General features: G+C 50.2%; 1 protein-coding gene. It reads left to right on the top strand.

Annotated elements, in window-relative coordinates:
- Window positions 1-3: 3 nt before the first annotated feature.
- Window positions 4-22,806, top strand: a complete 22,803-nt coding sequence (locus ZYMOP_RS09210) for an Ig-like domain-containing protein (protein WP_013934215.1) — start codon at window positions 4-6, stop codon at window positions 22,804-22,806.

The raw sequence follows: 22,806 nt of genomic DNA, 5'->3' as shown, positions 1-22,806 counted from the left end.
TATATGGTTTCCAATCTGACGATCACTAAAAAGCGTGGCAATCATAAAGCTTTTGAGACTGAAGAAAATCATATCTCCCTACAGCAACCCTCGGTGGTTCAATTAAAAGCCTATCGCTCTCAGCTACACGCCTTAGTGCGACAGGGCGATAATCTGATCGTTCAGATGAATGACGGGCAACAATTGCAATTCGACAACTTTTTTGTTGAGGATTCAAAGCATGTTCACAGCGACCTTATCTTAAAAGACGAAGATCAAAAAGAGGCGTGGTGGCATGCCGAAACGCCAGATGCCGCGCATCCTACTCTGGAAGGTCCTGACATCGGATATAGTCAAGTTGATACTATCAAACCTTTATTGATTTATCACGATAATGGTCTCTTAGTCCCTCTTTTGGCAGGTCTATTGGCAGCAGGCGCTGGTGGCGGTGCAGCCGCTGCTTTAACGGGGGGGCATAGTCATAAAGATGATAATTCTACCCTAAACGATCCCTCTGTGAGTAGTATAACGACTAATCCTGTTACGGGTGATGTAAGTGTCCAAGGGATAGCTCAACTCGGTAGTAGTGTTGATATTACTTTCCCAGATGGCACTACTTCAAAGGTAGTTGCAGACAGTAAAACAGGTATCTATCGAGCCACTTCCTCTACACCACAAGAAAGTGGTCATATCAAAATTGTTGATTCTGATAGTGAAAATCCAAATATTTCTAGCAGAATTGTTAATGAAGACTATAGTACTAGTGCACCTTCAGTCGCTATTAGTAATAACTCTGAAGCCGCTACAGCTCATGGCGCTGTTATTTATACATTTATACTTTCTGAAGCCGCGAAAGATTTTAATGCAGATAGTGTGCATGTTACTGGTGGTACCAAAGGTGATCTAGTTCAGGACAGTACGAATCCGCTTATTTACCATATGGTGGTAACGCCTGATGCGAATAACATGGGAACATTATCTGTTAGCATACCTGCAGGCTCTATCCACGACTTAGCAGGTGATCCCTCTTCAACCGACGTCAATAATACGATTTCTTATGATACAATACTATCAACAATAGCGATCACGAGTGATGCAGATGGGACGACCGCAACGGGTCCGGTTACCTACAGCTTTACGGTCTCAGAACCGCTTGATGGCTTCACCGCTGATGATGTGATGGTGAGCGGTGGTACCAAGGGTGATCTGGTACAGGATGCGAATAACCCGTTAGTGTACCACATGGTGATAACGCCCGATGCAGATAAGGGTGGAAGTCTGGTTGCGACTATTCCAGCGGGCGCGGTTCACGATAGGGCGGGCAACCCCATTTCGGCCGACAGTTCAGCCAGCGTTCCTTATGACACGACACCCGCAGGTAATCCTTCTGTCACGGTTACCAGCAGCCATGATGATATGACGGATGCTACGGACCAGCCTGTCACTTATAGCTTTACCCTATCTGAGCCCGTAAGTGACTTCACCGCTGATGATGTGACGGTGAGCGGTGGAACTAAAGGCGATCTGGTACAGGATGCGACCAATCCTTTAGTGTATCATATGGTGGTAACCCCTGATGCGAACAGTACAGGTGCACTCTCGGCCACTGTTCTGGCTGGTTCGCTTCATGACATGGCGGGTAATCCTTCTTCTACTATAGAGGATCCTCATCAGGTTAACTTTGATACCCAGCCACTAACAGTAGCGATCACGAGTGATGCGGATGGGAAGACCGCAACGGGTCCGGTTACCTACAGCTTTACGGTCTCAGAACCGCTTGATGGCTTCACCGCTGATGATGTGATGGTGAGCGGTGGTACTAAGGGCGACTTAGTACAAGATAGCACTAACCCGTTAGTGTACCACATGGTGATAACGCCCGATGCAGATAAGGGTGGAAGTCTGGTTGCGACTATTCCAGCGGGCGCGGTTCACGATAGGGCGGGCAACCCCATTTCGGCCGACAGTTCAGCCAGCGTTCCTTATGACACGACACCCGCAGGTAATCCTTCTGTCACGGTTACCAGCAGCCATGATGATATGACGGATGCTACGGACCAGCCTGTCACTTATAGCTTTACCCTATCTGAGCCCGTAAGTGACTTCACCGCTGATGATGTGACGGTGAGCGGTGGAACCAAAGGCGATCTGGTGCAGGATGCGACCAATCCTTTAGTGTATCATATGGTGGTAACCCCTGATGCGAACAGTACAGGTGTACTCTCGGCCACTGTTCTGGCTGGTTCGCTTCATGACATGGCGGGTAATCCTTCTTCTACTATAGAGGATCCTCATCAGGTTAACTTTGATACCCAGCCACTAACAGTAGCGATCACGAATGATGCGGATGGGAAGACCGCAACGGGTCCGGTTACCTACAGCTTTACGGTCTCAGAACCGCTTGATGGCTTCACCGCTGATGATGTGATGGTGAGCGGTGGTACCAAGGGCGACTTAGTACAAGATAGCACTAACCCGTTAGTGTACCACATGGTGATAACGCCCGATGCAGATAAGGGTGGAAGTCTGGTTGCGACTATTCCAGCGGGCGCGGTTCACGATAGGGCGGGCAACCCCATTTCGGCCGACAGTTCAGCCAGCGTTCCTTATGACACGACACCCGCAGGTAATCCTTCTGTCACGGTTACCAGCAGCCATGATGATATGACGGATGCTACGGACCAGCCTGTCACTTATAGCTTTACCCTATCTGAGCCCGTAAGTGACTTCACCGCTGATGATGTGACGGTGAGCGGTGGAACCAAAGGCGATCTGGTGCAGGATGCGACCAATCCTTTAGTGTATCATATGGTGGTAACCCCTGATGCGAACAGTACAGGTGCACTCTCGGCCACTGTTCTGGCTGGTTCGCTTCATGACATGGCGGGTAATTCTTCTTCTACTATAGAGGATCCTCATCAGGTTAACTTTGATACCCAGCCACTAACAGTAGCGATCACGAATGATGCGGATGGGACCGCAACGGGTCCGGTTACCTACAGCTTTACGGCCTCAGAACCGCTTGATGGCTTCACCGCTGATGATGTGATGGTGAGCGGTGGTACCAAGGGTGATCTGGTACAGGATGCGAATAACCCGTTAGTGTACCACATGGTGATAACGCCCGATGCAGATAAGGGTGGAAGTCTGGTTGCGACTATTCCAGCGGGCGCGGTTCACGATAGGGCGGGCAACCCCATTTCGGCCGACAGTTCAGCCAGCGTTCCTTATGACACGACACCCGCAGGTAATCCTTCTGTCACGGTTACCAGCAGCCATGATGATATGACGGATGCTACGGACCAGCCTGTCACTTATAGCTTTACCCTATCTGAGCCCGTAAGTGACTTCACCGCTGATGATGTGACGGTGAGCGGTGGAACCAAAGGCGATCTGGTGCAGGATGCGACCAATCCTTTAGTGTATCATATGGTGGTAACCCCTGATGCGAACAGTACAGGTGCACTCTCGGCCACTGTTCTGGCTGGTTCGCTTCATGACATGGCGGGTAATCCTTCTTCTACTATAGAGGATCCTCATCAGGTTAACTTTGATACCCAGCCACTAACAGTAGCGATCACGAGTGATGCGGATGGGAAGACCGCAACGGGTCCGGTTACCTACAGCTTTACGGCCTCAGAACCGCTTGATGGCTTCACCGTTGATGATGTGATGGTGAGCGGTGGTACTAAGGGCGACTTAGTACAAGATAGCACTAATCCGTTGGTTTATCACATGGTGGTAACGCCCGATGCAGATAAGGGTGGAAGTCTGGTTGCGACTATTCCAGCGGGCGCGGTTCACGATAGGGCGGGCAACCCCATTTCGGCCGACAGTTCAGCCAGCGTTCCTTATGACACGACACCCGCAGGTAATCCTTCTGTCACGGTTACCAGCAGCCATGATGATATGACGGATGCTACGGACCAGCCTGTCACTTATAGCTTTACCCTATCTGAGCCCGTAAGTGACTTCACCGCTGATGATGTGACGGTGAGCGGTGGAACCAAAGGCGATCTGGTGCAGGATGCGACCAATCCTTTAGTGTATCATATGGTGGTAACCCCTGATGCGAACAGTACAGGTGCACTCTCGGCCACTGTTCTGGCTGGTTCGCTTCATGACATGGCGGGTAATCCTTCTTCTACTATAGAGGATCCTCATCAGGTTAACTTTGATACCCAGCCACTAACAGTAGCGATCACGAGTGATGCGGATGGGAAGACCGCAACGGGTCCGGTTACCTATAGCTTTACGGCCTCAGAACCGCTTGATGGCTTCACCGTTGATGATGTGATGGTGAGCGGTGGTACTAAGGGCGACTTAGTACAAGATAGCACTAATCCGTTGGTTTATCACATGGTGGTAACGCCCGATGCAGATAAGGGTGGAAGTCTGGTTGCGACTATTCCAGCGGGCGCGGTTCACGATAGGGCGGGCAACCCCATTTCGGCCGACAGTTCAGCCAGCGTTCCTTATGACACGACACCCGCAGGTAATCCTTCTGTCACGGTTACCAGCAGCCATGATGATATGACGGATGCTACGGACCAGCCTGTCACTTATAGCTTTACCCTATCTGAGCCCGTAAGTGACTTCACCGCTGATGATGTGACGGTGAGCGGTGGAACCAAAGGCGATCTGGTGCAGGATGCGACCAATCCTTTAGTGTATCATATGGTAGTAACCCCTGATGCGAACAGTACAGGTGCACTCTCGGCCACTGTTCTGGCTGGTTCGCTTCATGACATGGCGGGTAATCCTTCTTCTACTATAGAGGATCCTCATCAGGTTAACTTTGATACCCAGCCACTAACCGTAGCGATCACGAGTGATGCGGATGGGAAGACCGCAACTAGTCCTGTCCTCTATACCTTTACCTTGTCTAAAATTAGCAATAATTTTACCGCTGATGATGTGACGGTGAATGGTGGCACGAAAGGCAATCTGGTACAGGATGCGAATAACCCATTAGTTTATACTATGCGTGTGACACCTGATGAGGATAAAGGCGGACAACTTATAGCTTCTGTCGCCGCAGGTGCCTTTCAGGATAATGCAGGTAATTCTACTGTATCAGATATATCTGATATAGTTAGCTACGATACTACTCCTAGCGGTGCGCCTTCAATAAAGATTACTGATGATTCTGACGGTAAAACCGCAACGGGTCCGGTTACCTATAGTTTTACCGCCTCAGAACCGCTTAATAGTTTCACAGCGGATAATGTGACGGTCAGTGGTGGCACGAAAGGCAATCTGGTACAGGATCCGGATAATCCCCTAGTCTATCACATGACCGTAACGCCTGATGCCGGTATTGGAGGTACCTTAACCGTCACCGTGCCAGCGAGCGCTATCCAAGATAAGGCCAACAATCCTTCGACATCAGATGTAACGGATACGGTTGCCTATGATGCGACGCCCGCGGGCAATCCTGTCATAACAGTCACAAGTGATGCGGATGGGACGACCGCAACGGGTCCGGTTACCTACAGCTTTACCGCCTCAGAACCGCTTAATGGTTTTACGGCTGATGATGTGACGGTGAGTGGTGGCACCAAGGGCGACTTAGTACAAGATAGCACTAATCCGTTGGTTTATCACATGATCGTGACGCCTAACGCAGGTGTTGGGGGTAATTTAATCGTTACAGTGCCAGCGGGTGCGGTTCAAGATGAGGCGAATAACCCGTCCGCTTCTGACACCCAAGATAGGGTTGCCTATGATACGACGCCCGCAGGCAATCCTGTCATAACAGTCACAAGTGATGCGGATGGGACGACTGCCACGGGTCCGGTTACCTATACCTTTACCCTATCTGAGCCCGTCAATGACTTTACATCTGACGATGTGATGGTGATGGGGGGTAGTAAAGGCGAGTTGGTGCAAGATAGCACTAACCCCTTAGTCTATAGGATGGTGATAACGCCTACAGCGGATAAGGGGGGAAGCCTAACAGCGACGGTTCCAGCGGGATTAGTTCATGACTTGGCGAATAACCCGACCGAGGCCGAGGCCAAAGATAAGGTCGCTTATGATACGACACCAGCGGGTGCCCCAACGGTTGCTATAACCAGTAATTCAGAGGGCGAAACGGCGACAGGGCCGATCACCTATAGCTTTACGCTTTCCGAGCCGGTCGCGGCCTTTACGGCCAATGATATAACGGTAAGCGGCGGTAGTAAGGGTGACTTAGTACAAGATAGCAGCAATCCGTTAGTTTATACGATGGTGGTAACCCCAACCACCGACAAGGGTGGACAGGTAACTGCCACTATATCCGCTGGCACTATTCAGGATATGGCTGGTAACGCTTCAACAACGGATGCTACGAATACGGTTACCTATGACACCACACCAGCGGGTGCTCCGACTGTAGCCATTAGCAGCGACTATGACGGAACGACCGCAACCGGTCCTTTCACCTATAGCTTTACCCTGTCCGAGCCGGTCAAAAGCTTTACGACCGATAATGTAAAGGTAGCGGGTGGCACCAAGAGTGATCTGGTGCAAGATAGTAGCAATCCCTTGGTTTATCATATGACGGTAACGCCTAGTAAAGGCGTAGGTGGCCAATTGAGTGCGACGGTTGCTGCGGGGGCTATTCAAGATATGGCCGGTAACCCGTCAACGACGGATGTAACGGATACGGTCACCTATGACACCACACCAGCCGATAGCCCTACGATTACCATAACCAGCGATTCTGACGGTAAAACCGCAACGGGTCCGGTTACCTATAGTTTTACCGCCTCAGAACCGCTTAATAGTTTTACAGCGGATAATGTGACGGTCAGTGGTGGCACGAAAGGCAATCTGGTACAGGATCCAGATAATCCCCTAGTCTATCACATGACCGTAACGCCTGATGTCGGTATTGGAGGTACCTTAACCGTCACCGTGCCAGCGAGCGCTATCCAAGATAAGGCCAACAATCCTTCGACATCAGATGTAACGGATACGGTTGCCTATGATGCGACGCCCGTGGGCAATCCTGTCATAACAGTCACAAGTGATGCGGATGGGACGACCGCAACGGGTCCGGTTACCTACAGCTTTACCGCCTCAGAACCGCTTAATGGTTTTACGGCTGATGATGTGACGGTGAGTGGTGGCACCAAGGGCGACTTAGTACAAGATAGCACTAACCCGTTGGTTTATCACATGACCGTGACGCCTAACGCAGGTGTTGGGGGTAATTTAATCGTTACAGTGCCAGCGGGTGCGGTTCAAGATGAGGCGAATAACCCGTCCGCTTCTGACACCCAAGATAGAGTTGCCTATGATACGACGCCCGCAGGCAATCCTGTCATAACAGTCACAAGTGATGCGGATGGGACGACTGCCACGGGTCCGGTTACCTATACCTTTACCCTATCTGAGCCCGTCAATGACTTTACATCTGACGATGTGATGGTGATGGGGGGTAGTAAAGGCGAGTTGGTGCAAGATAGCACTAACCCCTTAGTCTATAGGATGGTGATAACGCCTACAGCGGATAAGGGGGGAAGCCTAACAGCGACGGTTCCAGCGGGATTAGTTCATGACTTGGCGAATAACCCGACCGAGGCCGAGGCCAAAGATAAAGTCGCTTATGACACGACACCAGCAGGTGCCCCAACGGTTGCTATAACCAGTAATTCAGAGGGCGAAACGGCGACAGGGCCGATCACCTATAGCTTTACGCTTTCCGAGCCGGTCGCGGCCTTTACGGCCAATGATATAACGGTAAGTGGCGGTAGTAAGGGTGACTTAGTACAAGATAGCAGCAATCCGTTAGTTTATACGATGGTGGTAACCCCAACCACCGACAAGGGTGGACAGGTAACTGCCACTATATCCGCTGGCACTATTCAGGATATGGCTGGTAACGCTTCAACAACGGATGCTACGAATACGGTTACCTATGACACCACACCAGCGGGTGCTCCGACTGTAGCCATTAGCAGCGACTATGACGGAACGACCGCAACCGGTCCTTTCACCTATAGCTTTACCCTGTCCGAGCCGGTCAAAAGTTTTACGACCGATAATGTAAAGGTAGCGGGTGGCACCAAGAGTGATCTGGTGCAAGATAGTAGCAATCCCTTGGTTTATCATATGACGGTAACGCCTAGTAAAGGCGTAGGTGGTCAATTGAGTGCGACGGTTGCTGCGGGGGCTATTCAAGATATGGCCGGTAACCCGTCAACGACGGATGTAACGGATACGGTCACCTATGACACCACACCAGCCGGTAGCCCTACGATTACCATAACCAGCGATTCTGACGGTAAAACCGCAACGGGTCCGGTTACCTATAGTTTTACCGCCTCAGAACCGCTTAATAGTTTCACAGCGGATAATGTGACGGTCAGTGGTGGCACGAAAGGCAATCTGGTGCAGGATCCAGATAATCCTTTAGTCTATCACATGACCGTGACGCCTGATGCCGGTATTGGAGGTACCTTAACCGTCACCGTGCCAGCGAGCGCTATCCAAGATAAGGCCAACAATCCTTCGACATCAGATGTAACGGATACGGTTGCCTATGATGCGACGCCCGCGGGCAATCCTGTCATAACAGTCACAAGTGATGCGGATGGGACGACCGCAACGGGTCCGGTTACCTACAGCTTTACCGCCTCAGAACCGCTTAATGGTTTTACGGCTGATGATGTGACGGTGAGTGGTGGCACCAAGGGCGACTTAGTACAAGATAGCACTAATCCGTTGGTTTATCACATGATCGTGACGCCTAACGCAGGTGTTGGGGGTAATTTAATCGTTACAGTGCCAGCGGGTGCGGTTCAAGATGAGGCGAATAACCCGTCCGCTTCTGACGCCCAAGATAGGGTTGCCTATGATACGACGCCCGCAGGCAATCCTGTCATAACAGTCACAAGTGATGCGGATGGGACGACTGCCACGGGTCCGGTTACCTATACCTTTACCCTATCTGAGCCCGTCAATGACTTTACATCTGATGATGTGATGGTGATGGGGGGTAGTAAAGGCGAGTTGGTGCAAGATAGCACTAACCCCTTAGTCTATAGGATGGTGATAACGCCTACAGCGGATAAGGGGGGAAGCCTAACAGCGACGGTTCCAGCGGGATTAGTTCATGACTTGGCGAATAACCCGACCGAGGCCGAGGCCAAAGATAAGGTCGCTTATGATACGACACCAGCGGGTGCCCCAACGGTTGCTATAACCAGTAATTCAGAGGGCGAAACGGCGACAGGGCCGATCACCTATAGCTTTACGCTTTCCGAGCCGGTCGCGGCCTTTACGGCCAATGATATAACGGTAAGCGGCGGTAGTAAGGGTGACTTAGTACAGGATAGCAGCAATCCGTTAGTTTATACGATGGTGGTAACCCCAACCACCGACAAGGGTGGACAGGTAACTGCCACTATATCCGCTGGCACTATTCAGGATATGGCTGGTAACGCTTCAACAACGGATGCTACGAATACGGTTACCTATGACACCACACCAGCGGGTGCTCCAACCGTAGCCATTAGCAGCGACTATGACGGAACGACCGCAACCGGTCCTTTCACCTATAGCTTTACCCTGTCCGAGCCGGTCAAAAGCTTTACGACCGATAATGTAAAGGTAGCGGGTGGCACCAAGAGCGATCTGGTGCAAGATAGTAGCAATCCCTTGGTTTATCATATGACGGTAACGCCTAGTAAAGGCGTAGGTGGCCAATTGAGTGCGACGGTTGCTGCGGGGGCTATTCAAGATATGGCCGGTAACCCGTCAACGACGGATGTAACGGATACGGTCACCTATGACACCACACCAGCCGATAGCCCTACGATTACCATAACCAGCGATTCTGACGGTAAAACCGCAACGGGTCCGGTTACCTATAGTTTTACCGCCTCAGAACCGCTTAATAGTTTTACAGCGGATAATGTGACGGTCAGTGGTGGCACGAAAGGCAATCTGGTACAGGATCCAGACAATCCCCTAGTCTATCACATGACCGTAACGCCTGATGCCGGTATTGGAGGCACCTTAACCGTCACCATGCCAGCGGGCGTTATCCAAGATAAGGCCAACAATCCTTCGACATCAGATGTAACGGATACGGTTGCCTATGATGCGACGCCCGCGGGCAATCCTGTCATAACAGTCACAAGTGATGCGGATGGGACGACCGCAACGGGTCCGGTTACCTACAGCTTTACCGCCTCAGAACCGCTTAATGGTTTTACGGCTGATGATGTGACGGTGAGTGGTGGCACCAAGGGCGACTTAGTACAAGATAGCACTAACCCGTTGGTTTATCACATGATCGTGACGCCTAACGCAGGTGTTGGGGGTAATTTAATCGTTACAGTGCCAGCGGGTGCGGTTCAAGATGAGGCGAATAACCCGTCCGCTTCTGACACCCAAGATAGGGTTGCCTATGATACGACGCCCGCAGGCAATCCTGTCATAACAGTCACAAGTGATGCGGATGGGACGACTGCCACGGGTCCGGTTACCTATACCTTTACCCTATCTGAGCCCGTCAATGACTTTACATCTGACGATGTGATGGTGATGGGGGGTAGTAAAGGCGAGTTGGTGCAAGATAGCACTAACCCCTTAGTCTATAGGATGGTGATAACGCCTACAGCGGATAAGGGGGGAAGCCTAACAGCGACGGTTCCAGCGGGATTAGTTCATGACTTGGCGAATAACCCGACCGAGGCCGAGGCCAAAGATAAGGTCGCTTATGATACGACACCAGCGGGTGCCCCAACGGTTGCTATAACCAGTAATTCAGAGGGCGAAACGGCGACAGGGCCGATCACCTATAGCTTTACGCTTTCCGAGCCGGTCGCGGCCTTTACGGCCAATGATATAACGGTAAGCGGCGGTAGTAAGGGTGACTTAGTACAAGATAGCAGCAATCCGTTAGTTTATACGATGGTGGTAACCCCAACCACCGACAAGGGTGGACAGGTAACTGCCACTATATCCGCTGGCACTATTCAGGATATGGCTGGTAACGCTTCAACAACGGATGCTACGAATACGGTTACCTATGACACCACACCAGCGGGTGCTCCAACCGTAGCCATTAGCAGCGACTATGACGGAACGACCGCAACCGGTCCTTTCACCTATAGCTTTACCCTGTCCGAGCCGGTCAAAAGCTTTACGACCGATAATGTAAAGGTAGCGGGTGGCACCAAGAGTGATCTGGTGCAAGATAGTAGCAATCCCTTGGTTTATCATATGACGGTAACGCCTAGTAAAGGCGTAGGTGGCCAATTGAGTGCGACGGTTGCTGCGGGGGCTATTCAAGATATGGCCGGTAACCCGTCAACGACGGATGTAACGGATACGGTCACCTATGACACCACACCAGCCGGTAGCCCTACGATTACCATAACCAGCGATTCTGACGGTAAAACCGCAACGGGTCCGGTTACCTATAGTTTTACCGCCTCAGAACCGCTTAATAGTTTTACAGCGGATAATGTGACGGTCAGTGGTGGCACGAAAGGCAATCTGGTACAGGATCCGGATAATCCCCTAGTCTATCACATGACCGTAACGCCTGATGCCGGTATTGGAGGTACCTTAACCGTCACCGTGCCAGCGAGCGCTATCCAAGATAAGGCCAACAATCCTTCGACATCAGATGTAACGGATACGGTTGCCTATGATGCGACGCCCGCGGGCAATCCTGTCATAACAGTCACAAGTGATGCGGATGGGACGACCGCAACGGGTCCGGTTACCTACAGCTTTACCGCCTCAGAACCGCTTAATGGTTTTACGGCTGATGATGTGACGGTGAGTGGTGGCACCAAGGGCGACTTAGTACAAGATAGCACTAACCCGTTGGTTTATCACATGACCGTGACGCCTAACGCAGGTGTTGGGGGTAATTTAATCGTTACAGTGCCAGCGGGTGCGGTTCAAGATGAGGCGAATAACCCGTCCGCTTCTGACACCAAAGATAGAGTTGCCTATGATACGACGCCCGCAGGCAATCCTGTCATAACAGTCACAAGTGATGCGGATGGGACGACTGCCACGGGTCCGGTTACCTATACCTTTACCCTATCTGAGCCCGTCAATGACTTTACATCTGATGATGTGATGGTGATGGGGGGTAGTAAAGGCGAGTTGGTGCAAGATAGCACTAACCCCTTAGTCTATAGGATGGTGATAACGCCTACAGCGGATAAGGGGGGCAGCCTAACAGCGACGGTTCCAGCGGGATTAGTTCATGACTTGGCGAATAACCCGACCGAGGCCGAGGCCAAAGATAAGGTCGCTTATGATACGACACCAGCGGGTGCCCCAACGGTTGCTATAACCAGTAATTCAGAGGGCGAAACGGCGACAGGGCCGATCACCTATAGCTTTACGCTTTCCGAGCCGGTCGCGGCCTTTACGGCCAATGATATAACGGTAAGCGGCGGTAGTAAGGGTGACTTAGTGCAAGATAGCAGCAATCCGTTAGTTTATACGATGGTGGTAACCCCAACCACCGACAAGGGTGGACAGGTAACTGCCACTATATCCGCTGGCACTATTCAGGATATGGCTGGTAACGCTTCAACAACGGATGCTACGAATACGGTTACCTATGACACCACACCAGCGGGTGCTCCAACCGTAGCCATTAGCAGCGACTATGACGGAACGACCGCAACCGGTCCTTTCACCTATAGCTTTACCCTGTCCGAGCCGGTCAAAAGCTTTACGACCGATAATGTAAAGGTAGCGGGTGGCACCAAGAGTGATCTGGTGCAAGATAGTAGCAATCCCTTGGTTTATCATATGACGGTAACGCCTAGTAAAGGCGTAGGTGGCCAATTGAGTGCGACGGTTGCTGCGGGGGCTATTCAAGATATGGCCGGTAACCCGTCAACGACGGATGTAACGGATACGGTCACCTATGACACCACACCAGCCGGTAGCCCTACGATTACCATAACCAGCGATTCTGACGGTAAAACCGCAACGGGTCCGGTTACCTATAGTTTTACCGCCTCAGAACCGCTTAATAGTTTTACAGCGGATAATGTGACGGTCAGTGGTGGCACGAAAGGCAATCTGGTACAGGATCCAGATAATCCCCTAGTCTATCACATGACCGTAACGCCTGATGTCGGTATTGGAGGTACCTTAACCGTCACCGTGCCAGCGAGCGCTATCCAAGATAAGGCCAACAATCCTTCGACATCAGATGTAACGGATACGGTTGCCTATGATGCGACGCCCGTGGGCAATCCTGTCATAACAGTCACAAGTGATGCGGATGGGACGACCGCAACGGGTCCGGTTACCTACAGCTTTACCGCCTCAGAACCGCTTAATGGTTTTACGGCTGATGATGTGACGGTGAGTGGTGGCACCAAGGGCGACTTAGTACAAGATAGCACTAACCCGTTGGTTTATCACATGACCGTGACGCCTAACGCAGGTGTTGGGGGTAATTTAATCGTTACAGTGCCAGCGGGTGCGGTTCAAGATGAGGCGAATAACCCGTCCGCTTCTGACACCCAAGATAGAGTTGCCTATGATACGACGCCCGCAGGCAATCCTGTCATAACAGTCACAAGTGATGCGGATGGGACGACTGCCACGGGTCCGGTTACCTATACCTTTACCCTATCTGAGCCCGTCAATGACTTTACATCTGACGATGTGATGGTGATGGGGGGTAGTAAAGGCGAGTTGGTGCAAGATAGCACTAACCCCTTAGTCTATAGGATGGTGATAACGCCTACAGCGGATAAGGGGGGAAGCCTAACAGCGACGGTTCCAGCGGGATTAGTTCATGACTTGGCGAATAACCCGACCGAGGCCGAGGCCAAAGATAAAGTCGCTTATGACACGACACCAGCAGGTGCCCCAACGGTTGCTATAACCAGTAATTCAGAGGGCGAAACGGCGACAGGGCCGATCACCTATAGCTTTACGCTTTCCGAGCCGGTCGCGGCCTTTACGGCCAATGATATAACGGTAAGTGGCGGTAGTAAGGGTGACTTAGTACAAGATAGCAGCAATCCGTTAGTTTATACGATGGTGGTAACCCCAACCACCGACAAGGGTGGACAGGTAACTGCCACTATATCCGCTGGCACTATTCAGGATATGGCTGGTAACGCTTCAACAACGGATGCTACGAATACGGTTACCTATGACACCACACCAGCGGGTGCTCCGACTGTAGCCATTAGCAGCGACTATGACGGAACGACCGCAACCGGTCCTTTCACCTATAGCTTTACCCTGTCCGAGCCGGTCAAAAGTTTTACGACCGATAATGTAAAGGTAGCGGGTGGCACCAAGAGTGATCTGGTGCAAGATAGTAGCAATCCCTTGGTTTATCATATGACGGTAACGCCTAGTAAAGGCGTAGGTGGTCAATTGAGTGCGACGGTTGCTGCGGGGGCTATTCAAGATATGGCCGGTAACCCGTCAACGACGGATGTAACGGATACGGTCACCTATGACACCACACCAGCCGGTAGCCCTACGATTACCATAACCAGCGATTCTGACGGTAAAACCGCAACGGGTCCGGTTACCTATAGTTTTACCGCCTCAGAACCGCTTAATAGTTTCACAGCGGATAATGTGACGGTCAGTGGTGGCACGAAAGGCAATCTGGTGCAGGATCCAGATAATCCTTTAGTCTATCACATGACCGTGACGCCTGATGCCGGTATTGGAGGTACCTTAACCGTCACCGTGCCAGCGAGCGCTATCCAAGATAAGGCCAACAATCCTTCGACATCAGATGTAACGGATACGGTTGCCTATGATGCGACGCCCGCGGGCAATCCTGTCATAACAGTCACAAGTGATGCGGATGGGACGACCGCAACGGGTCCGGTTACCTACAGCTTTACCGCCTCAGAACCGCTTAATGGTTTTACGGCTGATGATGTGACGGTGAGTGGTGGCACCAAGGGCGACTTAGTACAAGATAGCACTAATCCGTTGGTTTATCACATGATCGTGACGCCTAACGCAGGTGTTGGGGGTAATTTAATCGTTACAGTGCCAGCGGGTGCGGTTCAAGATGAGGCGAATAACCCGTCCGCTTCTGACGCCCAAGATAGGGTTGCCTATGATACGACGCCCGCAGGCAATCCTGTCATAACAGTCACAAGTGATGCGGATGGGACGACTGCCACGGGTCCGGTTACCTATACCTTTACCCTATCTGAGCCCGTCAATGACTTTACATCTGATGATGTGATGGTGATGGGGGGTAGTAAAGGCGAGTTGGTGCAAGATAGCACTAACCCCTTAGTCTATAGGATGGTGATAACGCCTACAGCGGATAAGGGGGGAAGCCTAACAGCGACGGTTCCAGCGGGATTAGTTCATGACTTGGCGAATAACCCGACCGAGGCCGAGGCCAAAGATAAGGTCGCTTATGATACGACACCAGCGGGTGCCCCAACGGTTGCTATAACCAGTAATTCAGAGGGCGAAACGGCGACAGGGCCGATCACCTATAGCTTTACGCTTTCCGAGCCGGTCGCGGCCTTTACGGCCAATGATATAACGGTAAGCGGCGGTAGTAAGGGTGACTTAGTACAGGATAGCAGCAATCCGTTAGTTTATACGATGGTGGTAACCCCAACCACCGACAAGGGTGGACAGGTAACTGCCACTATATCCGCTGGCACTATTCAGGATATGGCTGGTAACGCTTCAACAACGGATGCTACGAATACGGTTACCTATGACACCACACCAGCGGGTGCTCCAACCGTAGCCATTAGCAGCGACTATGACGGAACGACCGCAACCGGTCCTTTCACCTATAGCTTTACCCTGTCCGAGCCGGTCAAAAGCTTTACGACCGATAATGTAAAGGTAGCGGGTGGCACCAAGAGCGATCTGGTGCAAGATAGTAGCAATCCCTTGGTTTATCATATGACGGTAACGCCTAGTAAAGGCGTAGGTGGCCAATTGAGTGCGACGGTTGCTGCGGGGGCTATTCAAGATATGGCCGGTAACCCGTCAACGACGGATGTAACGGATACAGTCACCTATGACACCACACCAGCCGGTAGCCCTACGATTACCATAACCAGCGATTCTGACGGTAAAACCGCAACGGGTCCGGTTACCTATAGTTTTACCGCCTCAGAACCGCTTAATAGTTTCACAGCGGATAATGTGACGGTGAGTGGTGGCACGAAAGGCAATCTGGTACAGGATCCGGATAATCCCCTAGTCTATCACATGACCGTGACGCCTGATGCCGGTATTGGAGGTACCTTAACCGTCACCGTGCCAGCGAGCGCTATCCAAGATAAGGCCAACAATCCTTCGACATCAGATGTAACGGATACGGTTGCCTATGATGCGACGCCAGCGGGCAATCCTGTCATAACAGTCACAAGTGATGCGGATGGGACGACCGCAACGGGTCCGGTTACCTACAGCTTTACCGCCTCAGAACCGCTTAATGGTTTTACGGCTGATGATGTGACGGTGAGTGGTGGCACCAAGGGCGACTTAGTACAAGATAGCACTAATCCGTTGGTTTATCACATGATCGTGACGCCTAACGCAGGTGTTGGGGGTAATTTAATCGTTACAGTGCCAGCGGGTGTGGTTCAAGATGAGGCGAATAACCCGTCCGCTTCTGACACCCAAGATAGGGTTGCCTATGATACGACGCCCGCAGGCAATCCTGTCATAACAGTCACAAGTGATGCGGATGGGACGACTGCCACGGGTCCGGTTACCTATACCTTTACCCTATCTGAGCCCGTCAATGACTTTACATCTGACGATGTGATGGTGATGGGGGGTAGTAAAGGCGAGTTGGTGCAAGATAGCACTAACCCCTTAGTCTATAGGATGGTGATAACGCCTACAGCGGATAAGGGGGGAAGCCTAACAGCGACGGTTCCAGCGGGATTAGTTCATGACTTGGCGAATAACCCGACCGAGGCCGAGGCCAAAGATAAGGTCGCTTATGATACGACACCAGCGGGTGCCCCAACGGTTGCTATAACCAGTAATTCAGAGGGCGAAACGGCGACAGGGCCGATCACCTATAGCTTTACGCTTTCCGAGCCGGTCGCGGCCTTTACGGCCAATGATATAACGGTAAGCGGCGGTAGTAAGGGTGACTTAGTACAAGATAGCAGCAATCCGTTAGTTTATACGATGGTGGTAACCCCAACCACCGACAAGGGTGGACAGGTAACTGCCACTATATCCGCTGGCACTATTCAGGATATGGCTGGTAACGCTTCAACAACGGATGCTACGAATACGGTTACCTATGACACCACACCAGCGGGTGCTCCAACCGTAGCCATTAGCAGCGACTATGACGGAACGACCGCAACCGGTCCTTTCACCTATAGCTTTACCCTGTCCGAGCCGGTCAAAAGCTTTACGACCGATAATGTAAAGGTAGCGGGTGGCACCAAGAGTGATCTGGTGCAAGATAGTAGCAATCTCTTGGTTTATCATATGACGGTAACGCCTAGTAAAGGCGTAGGTGGCCAATTGAGTGCGACGGTTGCTGCGGGGGCTATTCAAGATATGGCCGGTAACCCGTCAACGACGGATGTAACGGATACGGTCACCTATGACACCACACCAGCCGGTAGCCCTACGATTACCATAACCAGCGATCATAACAGCTCTGTTACGAATGACCCCGTTACTTATAGCTTTACACTTTCTGAACCTGTCAGTGACTTTACAGCGGATGATGTCGTAGTAAGCGGCGGTACTAAAGGCAATCTGGTACAAGATAGCACCAATCCTTTGATCTATCACATGACCGTGACGCCATTAGCTAATCAGAACGGCACTATAACGGCCACTATTGCCGCTGGTGCTATCCATGATATGGCCGGAAATGCTAGCACTACAGAGGTTACAGCTAGTAATATTTTTGATACGGCAGCGCCGACGGTAACGGTGACCAGTAATTCAGACGCCGTAACGGCTAATGGACCCGTTACTTATACCTTTACGGCCTCAGAACCTCTCGAAATCTTTACAGCAGATAAGATTAAGGTTTCTGGGGGTACCAAGGGCGAGTTAGTTCAAGATAGTACTAATCCCTTGGTCTATACGATGGTAGTAACACCAGATGCTTCTAGCGAAGGCAATCTTACAGTATCGATTCCTGCCGGTGCCGTTCAGGATGTAGCGGGCAATCCCACGGCTGCTGCCTCTGGTGATACTGTTGCTTATGATACAATCATACCTGCTATTGTTATAACCAGCGATTCTGATGGTTCAGTGGCATCGGGTGCTGTAAATTATACCTTTACAGCTTCGGAAGCGCTCAACAACTTTACTGATGATGATGTAACCGTGACCGGTGGGACGAAAGGCAACTTAGTACAAGATAGTAGTGATCCATTAATCTATCACATGACCGTTACCCCTGATAGCGATACCCAAGGGAGTATGACCGTTACTGTTCCAGCCGGTAAAGTAGCTGATACAGGTGGGAATACTACAGCGGTCGATAGTTCGGATAGTGTTTCTTATAATACGCTTCCACCAACCGCTAATATCACCAGCGATCATGTCGGTGTCACGGCCACCGGAGATATTATTTATACGGCTTCGTTTAACTGGTTTGTAAGTGACTTTACTGTCAAAAATTTGGAAGTAACAAATGGCACGATCAGAAGTATAACAGAAGTAAGCAATGGCATATTTGGTCTGGCGGGCAATAGCTATCAGATTGTTGTAACGCCTGAGAGTGATAATGCTGGGACGACGACCCTGTCTATTAGTCCGGGTATTACAGGGCTATTGGGGACCTTAAGTGGCTCGGTTGACTTTGATACGCGTCAGCTAAGTTTACAGGATTATACAGATACAGGGCTATCTTCTAGCGACCATATCAGTCAGGATAACACCTATACCTTAAGCCTTGATAACGCTGCGAAGGGTTCTACGCCGACTTATCAGCTTTCAACTGATAACGGGGTAACTTGGACTAATACAACGGCTGCTCAAAATGCGGTACCCGATGGCCATTATCTTTATCGTTCGGTAACCGAGGGTATAGATGGAACGCTTATTTCTAACAATAGCATTGCTATTACTGTTGATACAACCAAGCCCGACTTGATCAGCGTTAATCCTACTAATGGCCAGACCGTTTCCGGTGTAGGGGAAGCCGGCGCTACTATAAATATCTTGAGTAATGATAAGGCTACCGTTCTTGGAACGACGACGGCTGACAGTAGCAATCATTGGTCAATAAGCGGGCTCAATATAGCGAACAATACGCCTATAAAAGTGACAGCAACGGATGTCGCCGGTAATGTCAGCAGTGCTGTTACCACGCGTGTTGATGCGACACCTCCAGCCGTTACTGTTAACGCTAGTAACGGGGATACCCTTTCCGGTACAAGTGAGGCGGGATCGGTTATTAAGGTTGATGTCAATGGCGATGGAACCCCTGATTATACGCAAACTGTGGGGGTAGATGGTCAATGGTTGATTCGACCTGATACGGCCCTTGCCAACGGTACGGCTATCAGTGTTACATCAACGGATCCGGTTGGAAATGTTTCTAGTGCTGTCAGTACCACCGTCGATAATGTGATACCCACGGTTACCCTTGCCACAACAGATAATCAGACGTTAACCGGAACAGTAAATAATTCCACAGTTACTTCAGTCACGGTTACAGATCAGGCCGGAAATATTATTGGTACGGCCGATGTAACTAACGGTAACTATAGTCTGACATTACCTAGCATATTACCTGAAGGCACCTCTTTAACGGCAACAGCCACAGATGCGGCGACCAATGTAGGGATGAGTAGTCCTTTAAATATTGTCTATGACCGCGATCAGGATACCTCTCTCTCAGAGCATGAGGCTTCGATTTCCCGTATCGATACCGATACTTTGCCGACCAGCGCTGTCTCCACAACACAAGATAATGACTTTACGACCCGCGATACTGATCTTGTCGTTGCGGGTGGGTCTTTATTGGCTAGTGGTGACATTTTACAGATTTCGACTGATGGTTCCACATGGACCGATATAACGAGCACCATCGGCACCAAGGGTAACTGGGCTTGGAAAGATCCTGCAACGCATAATAGCAGTTTTACCTATTATATTCGTACGGTCGATAGTTCGGGGAATGTTCTTTATACAGCGACTAAAGATGTCACTATCGATATTACGGCCCCGATTACGCCTAAATTGACAGTCGTAGATGGGGGTCTCAATGTATTGAATACCGAAGCAGGGACGGTATATGCGATAATTGATGATACCAATCGTGATGGTGTTTACGAGCAAGGGGTTGATACGGTTATCTCGACCTCTGATGGTACATCCGGTAGTGTCTTTTTCGGAAAAATGTATTCTTTGGGGGTTGTTCAATACGATACAGCGGGTAATTATTCCCGCCTTTCCTCCACCCTTGCTTATGAAATACCCCCTGATACAGCCCTGAATACAGCTTTTCAGGCTACAGTGGCGCCCCCACAAGAAGCTCGTGATACGGCAGGGATGTCCGTTGGCTTTGATAGTTCTGGTAATCTGACCGTTCTTCAACGTTCTAGCATGATTACCCAGACAACAGCGACAAGCTATGCTTTGACGGATGTTCAGCAATTACCTTATTTTGTCCGTTATCAAGGACAGAGTAGCAGTGATCGGAGTACGATCAATGCGACCACCCAAGTGGATTATAATCGCGATGGCTACAGTGATGTCGTCGCATCCGATTATATTAACGCGAATACTTTGGGTATTGCCGTTTGGACAGGATCTCTCTCGGGTTACAGCCTTACGAGGGTAGGAGACAGCACCAATTCAGTGGGTGGTGTCATGGCCTATGACAAAGAGGGGGATGGGTATGTCGATTTCGTTCTAGGAAATTGGGGCGCTGCGGATGGTAGCAGCAATGGTGTTTTTGTTAAAAATACGCAGGGTGTTTTATCTGAAGATGGCAATGATGGATTGGCAGGATTAACCAATCTTCAATTAGAACGCGAAGTGTCAGGCGTTGATTTGAAGGGAGACGGTAATATCGATATTGCCGCCCATACTATTTCTAATAGCCTTTCTACCAATCAATATGCCTTGGCGCTTATTCAAAATAATGGCGGTACACTGTCTCTTGGTCAGAATATTGATAATGTCTTCGATACCCGTGGCACAGCTTTAGGGACGTCAGGACAAGCGGCATTACCAACGATGTGGAATGCCCAGTCAATGGTCTGGGCCGATTTTGCCAATAATGGTCAAATGGACCTTTACCTAAGCCAAGGGAATAATACGCCCACTGGCAGCACCTATGATGACAGCCGTGTTTATATGAATAATAATGGGGTTTTGAACGCTACCCCTACTATTATTGCCGATGATAATATCTATGGAGGCGCCGCGACCGCTGTTGATTGGAATCACGATGGGAAAATGGATGTTATAGAAATTCGAACTACCGTCAATACTGACGTCCAAAATATTCCTATTACCTTGTTAACCAATAACGGCTTAGATGCTAACGGTAATCTTAATCCGTTTACTGCTACTAATATGACCACTGTTGCCAAGGCTAATATCACCGGTATTGCTGCGGTAGATGTCAATTGGGATGGGGCTGTTGATCTGCTTTATTCAACGACATCAGGTAGTGATACGCAAGCGGATGGTACCGGTACACCGATACAGGCCAATGTTTACTCAATAGAGAATACGAATACTGTTGACGATGGCACCAGTCTTCATCTGAAGATTTTGGATCAGAACGGTATTAACAGCTATTTCGGTAATACGGTTCAATTATTCGATTCCACAGGGCATCTTGTTTCAACCCAGATCATCAATCCGCAAGAAGGTGTCTGGGATAATGATTCGACCGCTATTGTCAATTTCTACAATCTTGATCCTACCCAGCATTATTCGGTTGCCTTAGTACGGGCAACTGATGGACAATCCAATGATATTGGTGGGCAATCCAGCTATAGCGGGACGGGTGTTGCCTCTGCTTTGGATACGATTGAAAATATCGAGCAAAGTTGGAACAATCTGACCCCTGGTGCCGCCAATCATGGATATGTGTTAGAAGGTGATACGACCACAACGCATACTATAGGCGGTACTTTTACAGGTACCGGTTATAATGATACCTTCTTTGCTGGCCCTGGAAACAATACCTATATTGGCGGTGGTGGCTGGGGAAATGACAGCTCTGGCGACTATGCCTGGATGTCTGCTGGCGGTAATAATATCGTTGACTATAGCAGTGAAACGGCTGGTATCACCGCCAATATGGGGAATGCCGTCGGTATCGGTGACGTTTCTGTCAATAAAAGCGATGGCAGCAATGATACCTTGAAAGGTATTCAGGGCATTATCGGCACCCAGTATGATGATACCTTTAATAATGACGGCAAAGGCGATTACTTTGTTGGTGGCGGCGGTGATGACACCTATAACCTTTCCAAAGGTGGCCATGATACCTTAATGTATAAGTTACTGAGTGACAGTGACAATACGGGGGGGAATGGCTCTGATACTGTCAATGACTTCCATTTGGGCAACATAACAACCGACGCTAATGCCGATGTTATTAATATCAAAGATTTGTTGGCCGATTATCAAGGCACGGCCAATGTCTATTACGATGTAACCGATAACAAATATGTTCTTGATAAAGCCTCTAGCGGGCTAGATCAGTTCGTTAATGTCAGCGTTAATAATGGTAATACTACTGTCTCTGTCGATCGAGATGGCACAAATGGCAGCCATGAAATGACGTCCTTGGTCACTTTGAATAATACCCAGACTGATTTGGCTACCTTAATCGGTAATCACCAACTTATTATCGCCTGA

The sequence above is a fragment of the Zymomonas mobilis subsp. pomaceae ATCC 29192 genome (assembly GCF_000218875.1).
GTDB classification, from domain to species: Bacteria; Pseudomonadota; Alphaproteobacteria; order Sphingomonadales; family Sphingomonadaceae; genus Zymomonas; species Zymomonas pomaceae.
This window is presented reverse-complemented; position numbering and strand designations above follow the sequence as displayed.